A 16987-nucleotide genomic window follows, 5' to 3' on the forward strand; every position below is an offset into this window, starting at 1 on the left:
CTCCAATCCGCCGCCTCCTCACACCAAGGAGACGCCTGCAGAGTCCGCTTCGAACTAAAATTTCGACTCCACCGCCATATGCGATTCCCCTGCCCAAGAGGGGAGGACCTAGCCCCACATCGGCGACGTGCGCGCGAGCAAGGCCGCCTACACCGGCAGCTCGGTCACCGACTTCACCTCCTCCAGCACCGCGTAGGTCCGCGTCTCCCGCAACCCGGGCATGGCCACCAGCACCTCGCCCAGGAACCGGCGATAGGCCTCCATGTCGCTGACCCGCGCTTTGATCAGATAGTCGAAGCCCCCCGCCACCATATGGCATTCGAGGATTTCCGGCGTCCGTTGCGCGGCCTGGGCGAACTCGCTGAAGGTGTCGCCCGTTGTACGGTCGAGCTGAACCTCCACGAAGATCAGGAGCGCGCGGTCGATGGCCTTCGGATCGAGGATGGCGGAAAAGCCGGTGATCACCCCACGCTCACGCAACCGCCGCACCCGGTCCGAGCAGGCCGACGGCGACAGGTGGCATTGCTGGGCCAGATCCAGATTGCTGATCCGCCCGTCCCGCTGCAGCACCCGCAGCAGTCGCCGGTCGGTGTCATCCAGCTGCACGGCCTCCGCCACATCACCCTCCGTGGATAATATCATTCGGCCAATACGCCCAACGTCCGTCGGACATCCGGCATCATAAGCGATACGCCGAACGACAGGAAACAACCCCACGAAGGCCCGCCCGCCATGACCTCCTGGACCGCCCTGGACGATCCCGCCGCCAAGTATCGCGACGAAACCGAGGCCGTGACCGCCCTCCTCGCCGCCCGCCCCCTGAGCGCCGACCAGCAGATGGCCGTCCGCGCCCAGGCCGAGCATCTGGTCCGCACCGCGCGCAAGGCCGCCAACCGCCAGGGCGTGGTCGAGAGCTTCCTGCAGGAATTCAGCCTCGGCACCCGCGAGGGCCTTGCGCTGATGTGCCTGGCCGAGGCGCTGCTGCGCACGCCCGACGCCGAGACCCGCGACCGGCTGATCGCCGAAAAGATCGGCGGCGCCGACTGGGCCAGCCACCTGGGTCAATCCGACAGCCTGTTCGTCAACGCCTCGACTTGGGGCCTGATGCTGACCGGCAAGATCGTCGAGGTCGACGACGAGGCCCGGCGCGACCCGCCAGGCTTCCTGCGCCGGCTGGTCGAGCGGATCGGCGAGCCGGTCGTGCGCCGCGCCGTGGCTCAGGCCATCGGCATCATGGGCGAGCAGTTCGTGCTCGGCCGCACGATTGAGGCGGCCCTGAAGCGCGCGGCCAAGGAAGGTCAGGTCTGCTCGTTCGACATGCTGGGCGAAGGCGCCCGCACCGCCGCCGACGCCGCCCGCTACGAGCAGGCCTACGCCGAGGCCCTGGAGGCGGTCGGCCAACACGGCAAGGGCGCCGGCCCCGAGGCCGGCCACGGCGTCTCGGTCAAGCTCTCCGCCCTCTCGCCGCGCTACGAAGCCACGCACGAGGACCGGGTCTGGAGCGAGCTCTACCCGCGCCTCAAGCGCCTAGCGTTGATCGCCGCGCGCCACGACCTCAACTTCACCATCGACGCTGAGGAGGCCGACCGCCTGGTCATCTCGCTGAAGCTGCTCGAGCGGCTGGCCGGCGAAAAGGAGCTCGGCGACTGGCGCGGCCTCGGCCTGGCGGTCCAGGCCTATCAGAAGCGCGGCGTCCTCGCCGTCGCCCGCGTCGCCGAGATCGCCCGCGCCAGCGGCCGGCGGCTGATGGTCCGCCTGGTCAAGGGCGCCTATTGGGACAGTGAGATCAAGCGCGCGCAGGTGGGCGGCCGGCCCGACTATCCGGTCTACACGACTAAGGCCGCCACCGACCTTTCCTACCTCGTCTGCGCCCGCGCGCTGATTGGGGCCAGCCCGCACGTCTTCGCCCAGTTCGCCACCCACAACGCCCACACCCTGGCGGCCGTCCACGCCATGGCCCAGGCGGCCGGCGTGAAGATCGAGTTCCAGCGCCTGCACGGCATGGGCGAGGCGCTCTACCGCGCCGCCGACACCCTGCGCGAAGGCGCCGTGGTGCGCACCTACGCCCCGGTCGGCGGGCATGAGGACCTGCTGCCATACCTGGTCCGCCGGCTGCTGGAGAACGGCGCCAACACCTCCTTCGTCCACGCCTTACTCGACGAGAGCGTCCCGGCCGAAGACGTGGTCGTCGACCCCATCGTCGCGGTCGAGAAGGCCGGCGTCGGCCCGCATCCGAAGATCCCGCGCCCGGCCGACATCTACGGGGCCGAGCGTCGGAACTCCGCCGGCTTCGACCTCTCGATCCCCGAGGAGGCCGCCCGCCTGCACCACGCCGCCCGGGCGCTCGCCCCGCTCAGCGCCGGCCCCGCCGCCGGGGAGGCCCAGGACGTGCTCAGCCCCTCCGAGACCGGGGTCGTCGTCGGCCAGGTGCGCGAGGCCTCGGTCGCGGAGATCGACGCCGCCTTCGCCGCCGCCCGGGACGCCCAAGGCGCCTGGAACGCCCTCGGCGGCTTCCGCCGCGCCGAGGTGCTGCGGGCCATGGCCGACGCCCTTGAGGCCAACGCCGAGCGGCTGATCGCTATCTGCGCGCGAGAAGCCGGCAAGACCCTGGCCGACGGCGTGGCCGAGGTGCGCGAGGCGGTCGACTTCTGCCGCTACTACGCCCACCTGGCCCAGACCAAGTTTACGGGGCCCGAAATCCTCAAGGGCCCGGTCGGCGAGGCCAACAGCCTGGAACTGCACGGCCGCGGCGTCTTCGTCTGCATCAGCCCTTGGAACTTCCCGCTGGCTATCTTCACCGGTCAGGTGGCCGCGGCCCTGGCCGCCGGCAACGCCGTGCTGGCCAAGCCCGCCGAACAGACCCCGCTGGTCGCCGCCCAGGCAGTCGCCCTGTTCCACGAGGCCGGCCTGCCGCCGGCCCTGCTCGCCCTGCTGCCCGGTCGCGGGGACACCGTGGGCGCGGCCCTCACCGCACATCCCCAATGCGACGGCGTCGCCTTCACCGGCGGCACGGACACCGCCCGGCGCATCAACCAGACCCTCGCTGCGCGGCCTGGCCCGATCATCCCGTTCATCGCCGAGACCGGCGGCCTCAACGGCATGTTCGTCGACACCACGGCGCTGAAGGAGCAGGTGGTCGACGACGTGGTGCTCTCGGCCTTCGGGTCTGCCGGCCAGCGCTGTTCGGCCCTGCGGATCCTCTTCCTCCCGAACGACACCGCCGACCTCATCGTCGAGACCATCAAGGGCGCGATGGATGCGCTGGTGATCGGCGACCCCGCCGACCCGGCCGTCGACGTCGGCCCGGTGATCGATGAGGAGGCCCGTGAAGCGCTGAGCGCGCACCTGCAGCGCCTTGAGCGCGAGGCCAAGGTCCTGCACTGCCTCGCCGCCCCCGAGGCCGGGACCTTCTTTGGTCCGGTGCTGGCCGAGATCCCGTCGGCGAAGTTCCTGGAGCGGGAGGTCTTCGGCCCTATTCTCCACGTCGTCCGCTACGAGCCGTCTCAGCTCCCCAAGGTCGCCCGCGAGCTGGCCGGCCAAGGCTACGGCCTGACGCTGGGCGTGCACTCGCGCATCGACGCCTTCGCCCAAAAGGTGCGCGAGTTGGTCCCGGCCGGCAACGTCTACGTCAACCGCTCGATCATCGGGGCGGTGGTCGGCGTGCAGCCGTTCGGCGGCGAGCGGCTGTCGGGCACCGGTCCCAAGGCCGGCGGACCCAATTCGCTGTCGCGCTATGCGATCGAGCGGGCGCTCAGCGTCAACATCACCGCCCAGGGCGGCGACCCGGCCCTGCTGAACCTCAGTCTCTAGCCGCCCGCCGAGGCCTTGAAAATGAAGAAGCCCGAGGCTTGCGCCCCGGGCTTTTTCATATCCGGCGATGGTACCGCCTCCCCGGTTCGAACGGGGGACCTCTAGAGCCACAATCTAGCGCTCTAACCAACTGAGCTAAGGCGGCGCATCGCGGAGCGGCCCTTCTAGTCGCACCGGGCCGTGCGATCAAGTGGCCCGGCCCGCGGCCATGCGTTCTGCCCCCAAAGATTTTCAGGGGCCTGCGTCCAGGCCAAGAAAAAGCCCCGGAGCCGAAGCTCCGGGGCCTGATCTTAGGCGTATCCGAGAGGGCTTAGCCCTTCGGCAGGTTGAAGCGGATCGGGATCCGCACGCTGCCGCCTTCGACGGGCGCGCCGTCTTGGGTCTTCGGACGCATCCGGAAGAGCTTGCTCATCCGGAGGGCCGCTTCACCGAAGCCCATGTCGGCAGGCTCTTCAGCCTGCACTTCACAGGATTCCAGCGTCCCCTTCGCCGTAACCGTGCAGCTGATCGTCGCACGGCCTTCCGTATTCATCCGCATCGCACGATCCGGATAGTACCGCGCGATGTCCTCGCCCGAGGGACGACGAGCCCAGTCCGGGTTCGTAATCACCGACGGACGCGGCGGGGCCGGCGGGGCGGCCTTCGGCGGTTCCGGCGTTTCGATCCGCTTCTCGACCGGCGGAACCGGCAGAGGCGGGATCGTCGGCAGATCAGCCGGCACGTTCACCGGAGGCCGCGGTTGCAGCTTCGGCGGAGGCGGCGGCGGGGTGTTCGGCGGCGGCGGCGGGGGCGGCGGCGGCGGCGGCGGCGCGGGCTTGATGATAGCCACGTCCGTGACGTCGTCGGTGTACTCCCGATACTTCGGCTCGAACTTGTTCTTATACAGGTAGTAGCCGAGGACCGCGTGGACGATGATCGAGCCAACAATGGCCGCGGTCACCGCCGGGTTACGCTTCCTCTTCGGCGCGTCGAAGACACTGCGATGTTCGTGGGTAGTGTCGGTGGTTTCAGCCATTCGTCACCCCCTTCTAGTTCTTATCTTCGCCGATCAGGGCCACGCTGTAGAAACCGTTGTCCTGAAGCATGTTCATCACACCCATGAAGTCCCCGTAGAGGACGTCCTTGTCGGCGCGGATGAAGATGCGTTCTTTCTCCGGATTACGTTGCCCGATCGTGCTGCGCAGATTGTCTCCGATGTCCGCCAGCTCCACGTTGGTGTCGCCGATGTAGATCGAACCACCAGGTTGAATGCTGATGTAGACGGGTTTCGGAGGGTTCGTGGAAGGCTTGGCGACTGCGGGCGGAAGATTAACTTTCACAGTCACGGCGGCCATGGGCGCCGCGACCATGAAGATGATCAGGAGCACCAACATAACGTCCACAAAGGGCGTCACGTTGATTTCGCTGTTCGCCTCGACCGAGTACTTGCCACCCCCAGAACCTGAGAGTTTGGCTCCCATGTGGGTTACGCCCCTTTGTCGAGCTGCCGGGAAATGGCGTTCATCAGTTCAGCAACGAAGCCTTCCGTACGGGCGCCAAAAGCCGAAATGCGGGTCTGGAAGTAGTTGTAGAAGATAACCGCCGGGATAGCGGCGAACAGACCAATACCGGTGGCGAGCAGCGCTTCGGCGATGCCGGGGGCGACGACGGCCAGGTTGGTGGTGTTGGTGTTCGCGATGCCGATGAAGGAGTTCATGATCCCGTAAACGGTACCGAACAGACCGATGAACGGACCCGACGAACCGACCGAGGCCAGGAACTGCATGCCGCCCGAGAGGCGCTTGGCCATCAGGGCTTGCACCGCGCCGACCGCGGCTTCAGCCCGGTGCAGCGTGGTTTCGCGGTGAGCGCCCGACACGGCCAGGCCGGCTTGACGCGACAGTTCGACTTCTTGGGTCGCCGCAGCGGTCATGTCCGCCAGCGGGTTGCCTTCGTACTCGTCCGACATCGCGATGCGGTTCATCTCGGTGACCGACTTGGCGCCGCGGAAGGCTTCGATGAAGCGGTCCGAGGTGCGGTTCAGCGAGCCGAATTCCATCAGCTTGGTGACCAGCAGGGTCCAGGAGAGGATCGAGGACAGCACCAGGCCGATCATCACGACCTTAACGACCGGGTCGGCGTCCATGAACATCTGCATGACGGTCAGCTTGCCGGCATGTTCGATGGTGGCGGGGGCCTCGTCAGCGCCCGGGGCGGCGGCGTCAGCGGCCGGGGCGGCCGCGGCGTCGGCGGCCGGAGCGGCGGCGGCGTCAGCAGCCGGAGCGGCCGCGGCGTCGGCGGCGGCCGGAGCAGCCGGAGCGGCCGCGTCCTGCGCGAACGCCGGCGCGCTCGCCATCAGCGCGACCGCGCCGATGAGAGCGATGAAAGGGGTCTTTCGTTTATTGTCGAGCATCTGTCGCCAGTTCCTGATTGGTCTAGCACGTTTGGACCGAAGGGTCGTCGCGCGAGAGCGTCTCCCACCCTAACTAAATAGCCCGTCGCTCTGTCTGGTCGCCCAGCCAAAACGCGAGAGCCGCTTCGCTGCGCCCGACCCTGGCGCCTATTCCACGTACGTGAAACTGGGCGTTCGGATACGGGAGCGAAATCGAGCTTCCCGAGGGGAACCCGAAATCTTACCGCAATGTTAGACGTGCGGCAGGGGTCCTTTGGCAACCCCTATTCCAAGCGTCAAGAGGCCATGCAGAGGGGTGCGACCCCAAGAAGTCTGGGGCGGGACACGCTTTGCTGCGGCGCACAACGGCCCAGCCAAGCAAAGCGCGGCGATTTTCCATTTTTGGCGGCGATTTTGCGCTGCATCGCAGCAATCGTCGCGGAACACCGATCTCAAAATAACCGCCGCCAGCCCGCCCTTTCGGCGCCGGCCAGCACGAATTTCGGTCACCCAACTGTCGCGCCGGGGAAATGAGAGTCCCCGCCCCCCGAGTCAACCAACGTTCGGCTTCCGCAGGACAATCGCGCGCAAGGCGTGTCCCTGGCGCCATGGCCGCGCCTGCCCCCTCGGTTTCGCCGAAATTCTTCGATTTCGCCCCATAGCCGCTGCGACTGCCCCATTGCGGAAACGGAAACAGCGTTCGCGGGCGCCAAATCGGAAATTTCGTGGGCGAAATCGCTGCCGACGCGACCTTTTGCGCCGCCGGCCAGAATCGAACCCGGACCGGATTGAGGCCGGTGCAGCACTGGCGTGATCTGATCTGGCGGGCCACTATCGGGCCATGACCTCGCCCGCCGACGCCGGCCGCAAGGCCTCGTTCGCCCCCGTGGCTGACGCCCGCACCCGTCTGCTCGTGCTTGGCAGCCTGCCGGGCGAGAAGTCGCTGGCCGCCGCCCAATACTACGCCAATCCGCAGAACCAGTTCTGGCGGCTGATGCAGGCGGTGACCGGCTCGCCGCTGCTCTCCCTGCCCTATGGCGAGCGGCTGGAGCTGCTGTTGGCCGCTGGGGTGGGCCTCTGGGACGTGGTCGGCTCGGCGGTCCGGCCCGGCAGCCTCGACACCGCCATCCGCGACCACCAGCCTAACGCCCTGCCCGAACTCTGCGCCAGCCTGCCGGACCTGCGCGCCGTCGCCTTCAACGGCGGCAAGTCCGCGAAACTCGGCATGAAGATCCTCGCCGACCGCCCCGGCCTCGCCCTCATCCCCCTCCCCTCCAGCAGCCCGGCCCACGCCGTCCGCTTCGAGCGCAAGCTGGCCGCCTGGGAAGTGCTGAGCGCGCACCTGGACTGAGGCGACCGATCGCATCGGGGCCTGTAAGCGCTGCAATAGGGATCTGGGAAAGAATGGTGCCTGGGGGCGGATTCGAACCACCGACACGCGGATTTTCAATCCGCTGCTCTACCAACTGAGCTACCCAGGCGCCGAGCCGTTCCGATCTGACCGGAGGGCGAAGCAAGGTCCCGCCTGCGCGGGAGCCGCGTCTATAGAAGAGGCGTTCGCGCCTGTCCAGCGGCGGATTCAGTCTTCTTCGCTTCCACCGCCTTCCGCCTCGTCGTCCGCCGACGGAATGGCGTAGCGGCCGCTCAGCCAGCGCTGCAGGTCGACGTCGGCGCAACGCTTGGAACAGAAGGGCCGGTACTCCTGCTGGGCCGGCTTGCCGCAGATCGGACAGGGCGCGCTCACGCCGCCCTCACGTCGAAGCGGGCGCGGGCCAGGCCGTCTTGAGGCTTGATCGCGAACCGCGCGCCGATTTTGCCGGCCAGTCGCTCGACATAGGGTGCGGCGGCCTTCGCGATCGCCGGATGGCAGTGCGCTTCCAGGCGCGCGCCCGGCTGGCTCGCGCCCTCGGTCTCGATCGACCGGATCAGGCGCAGGGCCAACGTCAGGTCGCTCAGGGCGCCGCTGGCGTCGCAGAGAATGTCGGTCAGCGCCGCGGTCCGGCGCGGAATGGTCATCTCCATGGTGCCGAAACGCCCGACCGGGCCGATCGCGACACCGGGATTGTCCGGGCCGAACGCGGCCCGCGCCGCGGTCAGCAGCGCGTTGCCGTCATGGCCGCGCCCGACCAGGTCGAACACCACGATGCCGCCCAGGCCTTTCAGTCGCAGCAGCCGTGCGCCCTGCGCCAGCGCCGCATAGTTGGCGGCGCGGGTCACGCGCTTGACGTCATTGCCCTTGCGCTCGCCGATATCGACGTCGATGGCGACCAGCGCGCGGGTCGGCTCGATGGCGATGTCGCCGCCGCCGGGCAACTTGTGAACGACCGCCAGCGCCTCGTCCTGCGCCTCGTCGGCGACCAGCCGCGCGTCGCGGCCCTCGACGATCTCGGCGTCCCGCGCGAAGGCGGCCAGTTGCTCGGCCAGTTCCGGCGCGGCGGCCAGCAGCTTCGGCGCGCCCTGCGCCGGGCCCAGCACCCGCACGGTCGCCAGCTTGCCGTCGCGCGGCTCGCTGCGGATCTCGACCTCCAGCGAGGCCCCCTCGACCGGACGCGCGTCCGGCTTGAACGACAGCATCGCCTCGACGCCGCCCAGGTCGACGAAGGCCGAGGCGAACGCCGGCTCGACCTTGCGCACGCGGGCCACATGTCGCGCGCCCAACCGGGTGCGCGCATCGTCGCCGTCGCGGACGATCAGCAGCCGTTCGGGCGCGCCGTCCAGCAGCACCACCCCGCGACTCTCGCCGATCCCGCGATCCAGAAAGAGAGTGCGCTCGCTCATGCCGAGGCGAATCCCACGCCGCGCAGAAGGTTCAGGGTCTCGTAGAGCGGCAGTCCGACCACCGCCGGATACGATCCCTGGATCGACATGACGAAGGCGCCCGCATGGCCCTGGATGCCATAGCCGCCGGCCTTGCCCACGCCCTCTCCGCCATCGAGATACGCCACGATCTCGGCCTTGGTCAGGCGCTTGAAGCGCAGCCGGGTCTCGACCAGCCGGCTGGCGGTCTTGCCGCCGGGCCCCTGCACGGCCACGCCGGTCAGCACCTTGTGGGCGCGCCCCGACAGCAGTTCCAGGCAACGGCGGCCCTCCTCGCGGGTCTCCACCTTGGGCAGGATGCGGGTTCCCACCGCCACCACCGTGTCGGCGGCCAGCACGAAGTCGTCCGGGCGCGCCTGCGCCACCTTCGCGGCCTTGCCGACCGCGAGGCGCAGCGCCGTGCGGCGCGGGGTCTCGTCTTTGAGCGGGGTCTCGTCGATCTCCGCGGCGATGATCGCGTCGGGCTCGAGCCCGACCTGGCGCAGGAGATCCAGCCGCCTGGGACTTGCTGAAGCCAGCACCAGGCGCTGAAGGGGCGGCGTGGCCAAGCGGCCTAGCGGACGCGGAAGGTGATGCGGCCCTTGGTCAGGTCATAGGGCGTCATCTCGACCAGCACCTTGTCCCCGGCCGAGACGCGGATGCGGTTCTTGCGCATCTTGCCAGCGGTGTGGGCGATGATCTCGTGGTCGTTCTCAAGTTTCACGCGGAAGGTCGCGTTGGGCAGGACTTCGCTGACCACGCCCGGAAACTCCAAAAGCTCTTCTTTAGCCATGCAGGCTCCCAAGTGGTGTTTATCGAATCACCAACGGCCCGCGCAGTGTGTCTCGGCGCGAGCCGTGGCGTGCAATCCAATTATAGCGCGATGCCCTTTACGCCCTCAGCGCCCGGAAGGCTAGCGCGGGAAGCGCTCGGCGATCCGCTTGGCCAGATGGTCGCGCACCTCGCGATAGGCCGCCAGCCGCGCCTCGCGCGATCCTTCGGCCAGGGTCGGGTCGAAGGTCGGCCAGTATTCGATCTCGGCCGCCCGGCCGCGGGTCATCTCCACTGCCCGGTGCTGCGCCTCCGGCGTCAGCGAGATCACCAGGTCGAACGAAGCGTCCTCAAGCTGGTCGAAGGTCTTGGGGGCATGATTGGCCAGGTCGACGGAGATCTCCTCCATCACTGAGCGTACGAACGGGTCGGCCCCCTCGCCCGCCTCGCCGGGCTCCTGCTTCAGGCCGCAGCTGTCGACATAGACCCGGTCGCCCAGCGCCCGCTTCAGCAGCGCCTCGGCCATGGGCGAGCGCACGCGGTTGAAGTTGCAGGCGAACAGGACCGCGCCCGGCAGCGGCGCGCGTTTCGAAACTGACGCCACCCCTAGCCTCGCCAGTGCAGCGCGCAGATCAGCGTGAACAGCCGGCGCGAAGTGTCGAGGTCGGTCTCGATCTTGCCCGCCAGCCGCATGCGCAGCAGTTCCGAGGCTTCGTTGTGCAGGCCCCGCCGCCCCATATCGAGGGCCTCGATCTGCTGGGGCGAGGAGTTGCGGATCGCCTGGTAATAGCTCTCGCAAATCATGAAGTAGTCTTTGATCAGCCCGCGGAACGGCGACAGCGACAGGATGTGGCGCTTCTCGTAGGCCGGGCCGTGGACGTCCAGCACCAGCCGGTTCTCCATCAGCCCCATGCGCAGGTCGTAGGGGCCGCCCTCGGCGCCTTCCGGATAGAAATAGTTGGCCTCCAGCAGGTCGAAGATCGCGATCTGCCGTTCCTGTTCCTGGTCGCGCGAAACCGCGGCGAGGGACTCCTCGTCGATCTCGACAGACTGCAGTCGATGCTTGGTACGGTCTTCGTCGGCCATGGCGCTGCGGGAGAGGCTTGCCCCGAGCTTTATTGCAAACCAACCCCTAACGTCATCCTGCCGCGTGCGATCTTGCATGCTGTACACAAGAAAAGACGCCCGGCGTGGCCGCCGGGCGTCAGTGCTCTCCATTTTATCCGCTTTTAGTAGCGGGCGTATTGGTAGCCGCCGGCCGGGCGGACATAGGCGCCGTGGACATAGCCGACGCCGACGCCGTTCTGGCCGACCAGGATCCAGTCGGTGCCGCGCACCCGGGCCAGGGCCTGGAAGCCCTCGCCGGCCCGCATCGAGCCCACGCGGGCCGAATTGGTGGTCGGGGCGGCCCGCAGGTTCAGCGTCGAGTTGGCGACGAAGGCGCCCCCGTCACGCTGGAAGTTGGCCGGGGCGATGTCGCCGCTCAGGCGATAGCCGTTCTGGCTGTAGGTCGCCGGGCGATACGAACCGCCGCCCTGGTAGGCGTAGCCGGCCCGGGCCGCGTCGTCCCGCTGCATCTTGCAGCCGACGTACGAACCGGTGGCCGCGCCGGCGACGGCGCCGATGGCGGTGCCCGTGCCGCGGTCGTTCTTGGCCAGGTTCGAGCCGGCCGCGGCGCCCAGCAGGGCGCCGATCAGCGCGCCGCCGATCTGCTTGTTGCCTTGGGCGTCGCAGCTGACGATCGAGCCCGGCCCGCCGCCGGTCGGCGTGCGGTACTGCTGGGCGTTGGCGGTTCCAACCGCGCCCGCCGCGATCACGCCGGCCAGGGCGACCACAGCCATCTTGCTGTTCATCAGGTTGCGCATTGCGGGTCTCCGTTCTTCATCTCGTTGGGGCCGCTGCAGCCCCGATGAAGGAGACCCTAGCGGGCGCTACCTGAACGGCCTCCGGGACGGAATTGACAGGAAATGTTCAGCTTTGCTTTCAGCCGTTCCTACTGTCCCAGCCGGATCGCGGCCGAGCGGGCGTGCGCCGGCAGGCCCTCGGATTCGGCCAGCGCCACGGTGTGCGGCCCAAGCACCGCGAACGAGGCGGCGTCGCACTTCACGATCGAGGTGCGCTTGATGAAGTCGTACAGCGACAGCCCCGACGAGAATCGCGCCGCGCGGCTGGTCGGCAGCACGTGGTTGGAGCCGGCGACATAGTCGCCGATCGCCTCGGGCGTGACCCGGCCCAGGAAGATCGCGCCGGCGTGGCGGACGCGGTCCGACAGCCGCTCCGGATTCTCCATCGCGAACTCGACGTGCTCTGGCGCGATCAGGTCGACCAGGCGCGGCGCCTCGTCCATCGGGGCGATCACCACCGCCCCGTGGTCGCGCCATGAGGCCGCGGCGTCCTCGCCGGTCGTCAGCGTCGCCAGCTGCGCCTGCACCTCGGCCTCGACCGCGGCGGCGAAAGCCTCGTCGTCGGTGATCAGGATCGATTGCGCGGCCGGGTCGTGCTCGGCCTGGCTCAGCAAGTCGGCGGCGATCCAGTCGGCGCGGTTGGCGCCGTCGGCCACCACCACGATTTCGGACGGTCCGGCCAGGGCGTCGATGCCGACCGTGCCGTAGACCCGCCGCTTGGCGGCCGTGACATAGGCGTTGCCCGGCCCGACGATCTTGTCGACCGGCTTGATCGGGCCTGCGCCATAGGCCAGCGCCGCCACCGCCTGGGCGCCGCCCACGCGCCAGATCTCGGTGACGCCCGCTTCCTTGGCCGCGGCCAGCACCGCCGGCTGCAGGCGTCCAGGCGGGGTCACCATGGCGATGCGCTCGACGCCCGCCACCTTGGCCGGCACCGCGTTCATCAGCACCGTCGAGGGATAGGCCGCGCGACCGCCGGGGACGTAGATCCCGACCGCCTCCAGCGCCGTCCAGCGCCAGCCCAGTTCGACCCCGGCCTCGTCGGTGAACGCCTGGTCGGCCGGCCGCTGGCGGGCGTGATAGGCGCCGATCCGCGCGGCGGCGAAGGCGATCGCCTCGCGCACCTGAGCCGGGCACTGCGCCGCGCCCTCTTCAATCTCTTCGGCCGAAACCCGGATGTTGCGCTCGTCGATCTCGACCTTGTCGAACTGCCGGGCGAAGCGTAGCAGCGCCCCCATGCCTTCGGCGCGCACCGCGGCCAGCACGTCGCGCACGGCGGCGTCAACCTCTTCCGGCGTCTCGCGACGCTCGTCGATGAAGGCGGCGAAGGCGGCCTCGAAGCCGGTATCGGAGAAGGAGAAGCGGCGCATGCCGCGCTCTTTAAACGCCGAGGCCTTACGACGCTAGGGTCAGCGCCGCCATCGCTCATACCGGCGAAGGGCGTACGCCCTAGTCCTCGTGCTTGGGCGTCCGCGGCGTCGGCCAGGGGGCGCTGACGTCGGCCAGCACCACGTCCAGGCACTCGACCTGGGCGCGCAGGTCGCCGCCACCGGCGAAGGTGAAGATCACCGCCCCGCCCGGGGCCTCGCCTGGCTCGAAGGCCACGTCCAGCAGTTCGACCACCGCGTCCTTGGCCGTGCGCCGCAGCTTGCGGGCCTGGACCTTCTGCACCGACCCCAGCTGCAGCGCCGCGCGCACGCGCTCGCCGCCCTTGCCTTCCCAGCGATAGCGGTTGAAGGCCAAGGTCAGCCGCCGGGCCGCCGGCTCGTAGGAGATGTCGCCGATCTTGCCGACGGCGTCCTGCAAGGCCGCGGCGATGACCTTCAGGTCCTCGGCGTCTTGCGCCAACAGCCTCAACGGAGCAACGCGCGTCATCTCAATCCTCGGGCTCGCCGTCGCCGACGATCCGGCGGACGTTCGCGCCACAGGCGCTGAGCTTCTCTTCCAGCCGCTCGAAGCCTCTGTCCAGATGGTAGACGCGGCTAACCATGGTTTCTCCATGCGCAGCCAGGGCGGCGATCACCAGGCTGACCGAAGCGCGCAGGTCGGTGGCCATCACCGGCGCGCCTTCCAGCGCCGCGACGCCGGACACCCGCGCCTCGCCGCCCTGCACCGCGATCTCGGCCCCCAATCGCGACAGTTCCGGGGCGTGCATGAAGCGGTTCTCGAAGATGGTCTCCTTGATCACGCTCTCGCCGTCGGCCAGCGTCATCAGCGCCATGAACTGCGCCTGCAGGTCGGTGGCGAAGCCCGGATAGGGGTCGGTCTCGACCTCGACCGCCTTCAGCCGCGTCCCATTGCGCCGGATGGTCATGCCGTCGGCGTGGCGCTCCACCTCGACACCGGCCTCCTCCATCTTCACCAGCAGGGCGTCGATAAAGTCGGTGCGGGTCCTGGTCAGCCGCACCTCGCCGCCGGCCATCGCCGCGGCCAGGGCGTAGGTGCCGGTCTCGATGCGGTCGGGGATCACCGAATGGGTCGCCCCGTGCAGCCGCTCGACGCCCTCGATGACGATCGTCGAGGTCCCCGCCCCCGAGACCTTCGCGCCCATGGCGTTCAGGCAATCGGCCAGGTCGATCAGTTCCGGCTCGCAGGCGGCGTTCTTCAGCACCGTCCCGCCCTTGGCCAGCACCGCGGCCAGCATGGCGTGTTCGGTCGCCCCGACCGAGACGAACGGGAAGACGATCTCCGCGCCGGTCAGCCCGCGGGGCGCCTGGGCGTAGACATAGCCCTCGTGCAGGTCGATCGAGGCGCCCAGCGCGCGCAACGCCTCCAGGTGCAGGTCGACCGGCCGCGCCCCGATGGTGCAGCCGCCCGGCAGCGAGACCTTGGCGTGGCCGGTGCGGGCGATCAGCGGGCCCAACACGTTGAACGAGGCCCGCATCTGGCGGACCAGGTCGTAGGGGGCCAGCGCGCTGACGATCTCGCGGGTGTGCAGCACCGTCTCGGGGCCGTCCTCCCCGTCCTGCTCGACCACCTCGGTCCCCAGCCGGCGCAGCAGCCGCGCCAGCAGCCGGGTGTCGGCCAGGCGAGGCATGTTGGTCAGGCGCAGCGGTTCGTCGGTGAGCAGGCTGGCCGCCATCAGCTTGATGGCGGAGTTCTTGGCGCCGCTGATCGGGATTTCGCCCATCAGCCGTGCGCCGCCGGTGATGGCGATGCGATCCAATCGTGTCCCTCGGCGGGCCCGCAGGCGCGATCACCGCGCCGCTCGACCCTTTGAGCGCTATCTATCGCGCTGCTGCGGCGCCGAAAAGCGGTCGGCCCATCACGAGCCCGCCATCTACGCCTTGCCCGAATCCTCCGCCTTCGGCGCCGGCGATTCCGCCGGTTTCGGCCCAGCTTTGCGCCGGCGCAGGTTGGCGCGCAGCGCCGCCGCCAGCTTCGCCTCGCGTTCGTTCACGGGGGTTTTGTCCTGCTTTCCCATCAAAACCGGGGGTGCGGCGAGACGCTCCACAGGTCAAGGACAGTTTCTTCAGATTGGGGCTTTCCACCGGCGCCGGGTTTGGCTATAGCCCGCGCCTCGTCGCCGCCGTAGCTCAGTGGTAGAGCGCATCCTTGGTAAGGCTGAGGTCGGCAGTTCAATCCTGCCCGGCGGCACCATGATCCCCCAATCCTTTCAAAGGGTTGGGGGATCGCCACATCCCCCGACGAAACTCCCAAACACAACTAATAAGCACATAGTAAGCACGAGAAACCGCTCCTTTTCGCGGAATCGTGAAGTGAAAGTCGCGCGCCCAATGAGTTTCGCGGGCTTTTCAGGCGGGTTCGCGCCGACTGCGGCAACTTTCTTTCGTCCGCCCTCAGGGTGATCACCCCTCACAAACGTCAAGCCACAGACCACTGCCACGCTGTGAGCCCGTCGATTCCGACTGTGTCTGCTTCCGTGTGCGTATCTCGGAGGCTGACTTGGAGCTCGATCGTGGCGACTTCGCGCTCGCCATCTCGCGGTATTGCCGCATTCGACTGCCGCGGGCCTTCAGCGGGCACGAGGTTCAGAAGCTTCAGAACTATCTTCTACGTGCATGGGGCCAAGCTGAAGGACCTGCCCGACGAGGCCGCGGCTATGACTGGGTAGACTTGGCGAAAAAGACCGGCATCGCACACGAGCGAATTCTGGCTGGCCGGGATGTCATCGTCCCGATCCTCGCAGCTCAAGAACGAGCCCTGCTCGACCAGGCCAGGTCCGCCCCCTCCCCCCAACATCGTGCCAGAGCCGAAGAGGCGGCTCCCCGTAGTAGATCCGCCCTTCCGAGAGGCGCGGGCGCCTTGCTCCTGAGCGGATCACGCGACCCAGGCACGCTCTTCATTAAGACCGTGAAGACCACGAGCCGAAACGCAAGCTACACTCAGAGCGGCTTCTATGAGGCGTGGCGGCTGGTGATCCAGCGATATGGGATCTTCAATCCCTACACAGGCAAGGGGGCGATCGAGGGGCTCCTGCCGCACGGCCCGCACAACATCCGTGACGTGCTAGCGACCCATGTGCTCATCCGCACCCGCCTAGAGGAGATGGACCAGAACAGCTTCACTTGTTCGATCGTCAACCGGGCGCGCCAGCGCGGTGGTGAAGCCCATATCACCGTGCGGATCAACAAGGGGCGGGGCCACTTTTTCGGCGACATCAACTTCGTCAACGAGGCCCACGCGGCCGACAACACCTCTCATGGCGGGATCAGCGTGGAGGCGGACGAATACCAACTCTACCTGGCTCCCAGTCGCCTCATGGGCGGCCGCGAGGAAGGGATGAAGTTCACCGCACAGCGGGCCGCGGAATGGCTTTGGAACCAGTTCGTCGAGCGCGCGGGGATTGAATATGAGTGAGCGTCGGCGTTTCCGTTGCAACAATTGCGGCCATCGCTTTGAGGCCGAGGTCATGACCCGGGACGAAGAGGAGCGGGCTCGGCGCGATCGCCGGCCCACCTCGGCGCTACACTGCCCGAGCTGCAACCGCACCGATATCCGAGACGGCTACGAATAGGCCACGCCGGCTCACCCCTTTCGACAAAATTGTTAGCCCCGGAGCGAGGCCCCAGGAGAAGGCAATGCGTGAAGACAGATTGCCCATTTCAAAGATGCGCTGGGGAAATTTCGATGAACATCCGGTAGGTTCCCTCCTCGTGTTCACGCACTACTGGCGCGCTCCCGCCAAGCCGTGCCTTGGCGTCAAAATCGACCAAATTCCCACTGGAGGACCTGTCGCCGTGGGGGGCGTCCTAGTCCTGAGCGGCTTGCCATACGAAGCAGGGGAATCGCATATGGCGGTGGAGTCGAAATTTTAGTTCGAAGCGGACTCTGCAGGCGTCTCCTTGGTGTGAGGAGGCGGCGGATTGGAGAG

16 protein-coding genes, 3 tRNA genes and 1 pseudogene are annotated in these 16987 nt (G+C 68.2%); 4 read left to right on the forward strand and 16 right to left on the reverse strand.

The window, feature by feature from the left end; all coding sequences use genetic code 11:
* Positions 1 to 147: 147 nt before the first annotated feature.
* On the reverse strand, positions 148 to 642 hold the full coding sequence (locus GGQ61_RS21740; RefSeq protein ID WP_183777158.1) for an Lrp/AsnC ligand binding domain-containing protein: 495 nt from the start codon (positions 640 to 642) through the stop codon (positions 148 to 150).
* A gap of 90 nt (positions 643 to 732) precedes the next feature.
* Between GGQ61_RS21740 and putA the strand changes: the two genes are divergently transcribed.
* Complete coding sequence (putA, locus tag GGQ61_RS21745) at positions 733 to 3810, forward strand: bifunctional proline dehydrogenase/L-glutamate gamma-semialdehyde dehydrogenase PutA (RefSeq protein ID WP_183777159.1); 3078 nt, start codon at positions 733 to 735, stop codon at positions 3808 to 3810.
* 68 nt (positions 3811 to 3878) lie between these two features.
* Here putA and GGQ61_RS21750 read toward each other — a convergent pair.
* The 4 genes from GGQ61_RS21750 to GGQ61_RS21765 form a co-directional block, all read right to left on the reverse strand.
* Positions 3879 to 3955, reverse strand: a tRNA-His gene (locus tag GGQ61_RS21750).
* 165 nt (positions 3956 to 4120) lie between these two features.
* On the reverse strand, positions 4121 to 4825 hold the full coding sequence (locus GGQ61_RS21755; RefSeq protein ID WP_183777160.1) for an energy transducer TonB: 705 nt from the start codon (positions 4823 to 4825) through the stop codon (positions 4121 to 4123).
* 13 nt (positions 4826 to 4838) lie between these two features.
* Positions 4839 to 5270, reverse strand: a complete 432-nt coding sequence (locus GGQ61_RS21760) for a biopolymer transporter ExbD (protein WP_183777161.1) — start codon at positions 5268 to 5270, stop codon at positions 4839 to 4841.
* 5 nt (positions 5271 to 5275) lie between these two features.
* A complete protein-coding gene (locus GGQ61_RS21765; RefSeq protein WP_183777162.1) occupies positions 5276 to 6202 on the reverse strand; it encodes a MotA/TolQ/ExbB proton channel family protein in 927 nt (308 codons plus the stop codon).
* 820 nt (positions 6203 to 7022) lie between these two features.
* Here GGQ61_RS21765 and GGQ61_RS21770 point away from each other — a divergent pair.
* Positions 7023 to 7532: a DNA-deoxyinosine glycosylase gene (locus GGQ61_RS21770; RefSeq protein ID WP_183777163.1), complete on the forward strand. Its 510-nt coding sequence runs from the start codon at positions 7023 to 7025 to the stop codon at positions 7530 to 7532.
* A 54-nt stretch (positions 7533 to 7586) separates the two neighbouring features.
* Here the strand turns inward: GGQ61_RS21770 and GGQ61_RS21775 are convergent.
* The 11 genes from GGQ61_RS21775 to murA form a co-directional block, all read right to left on the reverse strand.
* Positions 7587 to 7662: transfer RNA gene (locus GGQ61_RS21775), tRNA-Phe, on the reverse strand.
* 98 nt (positions 7663 to 7760) lie between these two features.
* Entirely contained in the window at positions 7761 to 7925 is a 165-nt protein-coding gene (gene yacG, locus GGQ61_RS21780; RefSeq protein WP_183777164.1) for a DNA gyrase inhibitor YacG, read from the reverse strand.
* The gene (locus tag GGQ61_RS21785) at positions 7922 to 8959 is read right to left on the reverse strand and encodes a ribonuclease E/G (RefSeq protein ID WP_183777165.1); all 1038 of its coding nucleotides are present in this window, start codon (positions 8957 to 8959) and stop codon (positions 7922 to 7924) included. The genes yacG and GGQ61_RS21785 overlap by 4 nt, the downstream gene beginning before the upstream one ends.
* On the reverse strand, positions 8956 to 9546 hold the full coding sequence (locus GGQ61_RS21790) for a Maf family protein (protein WP_246371165.1): 591 nt from the start codon (positions 9544 to 9546) through the stop codon (positions 8956 to 8958). Before GGQ61_RS21790 ends, GGQ61_RS21785 begins: the two co-directional genes overlap by 4 nt.
* A 5-nt stretch (positions 9547 to 9551) precedes the next feature.
* Entirely contained in the window at positions 9552 to 9770 is a 219-nt protein-coding gene (infA, locus tag GGQ61_RS21795) for a translation initiation factor IF-1 (RefSeq protein ID WP_012522747.1), read from the reverse strand.
* Between the two features lie 120 nt (positions 9771 to 9890).
* Complete coding sequence (locus GGQ61_RS21800) at positions 9891 to 10352, reverse strand: arsenate-mycothiol transferase ArsC (RefSeq protein WP_343056271.1); 462 nt, start codon at positions 10350 to 10352, stop codon at positions 9891 to 9893.
* Positions 10353 to 10354: 2 nt separating this feature from the next.
* On the reverse strand, positions 10355 to 10834 hold the full coding sequence (locus tag GGQ61_RS21805; protein ID WP_183777166.1) for a UPF0262 family protein: 480 nt from the start codon (positions 10832 to 10834) through the stop codon (positions 10355 to 10357).
* Positions 10835 to 10977: 143 nt separating this feature from the next.
* Positions 10978 to 11613: an SH3 domain-containing protein gene (locus GGQ61_RS21810; protein ID WP_183777167.1), complete on the reverse strand. Its 636-nt coding sequence runs from the start codon at positions 11611 to 11613 to the stop codon at positions 10978 to 10980.
* A 128-nt stretch (positions 11614 to 11741) separates the two neighbouring features.
* On the reverse strand, positions 11742 to 13022 hold the full coding sequence (gene hisD / locus GGQ61_RS21815; protein WP_183777168.1) for a histidinol dehydrogenase: 1281 nt from the start codon (positions 13020 to 13022) through the stop codon (positions 11742 to 11744).
* Between the two features lie 79 nt (positions 13023 to 13101).
* Positions 13102 to 13527: a DUF2948 family protein gene (locus tag GGQ61_RS21820; RefSeq protein WP_183777169.1), complete on the reverse strand. Its 426-nt coding sequence runs from the start codon at positions 13525 to 13527 to the stop codon at positions 13102 to 13104.
* 1 nt (position 13528) lies between these two features.
* Complete coding sequence (murA, locus tag GGQ61_RS21825; protein WP_183777170.1) at positions 13529 to 14818, reverse strand: UDP-N-acetylglucosamine 1-carboxyvinyltransferase; 1290 nt, start codon at positions 14816 to 14818, stop codon at positions 13529 to 13531.
* A gap of 359 nt (positions 14819 to 15177) precedes the next feature.
* On the opposite strand from murA, the gene GGQ61_RS21830 reads away from it, so the two are divergent.
* Together GGQ61_RS21830 and GGQ61_RS21835 are read left to right on the forward strand one after the other, a co-directional pair.
* Positions 15178 to 15252, forward strand: a tRNA-Thr gene (locus tag GGQ61_RS21830).
* Between the two features lie 669 nt (positions 15253 to 15921).
* Positions 15922 to 16149: pseudogene (locus tag GGQ61_RS21835) on the forward strand (hypothetical protein); the annotation flags it as partial.
* Positions 16150 to 16987: the final 838 nt, after the last annotated feature.

Source organism: Phenylobacterium haematophilum (genome assembly GCF_014196295.1).
GTDB classification, from domain to species: Bacteria; Pseudomonadota; Alphaproteobacteria; order Caulobacterales; family Caulobacteraceae; genus Phenylobacterium; species Phenylobacterium haematophilum.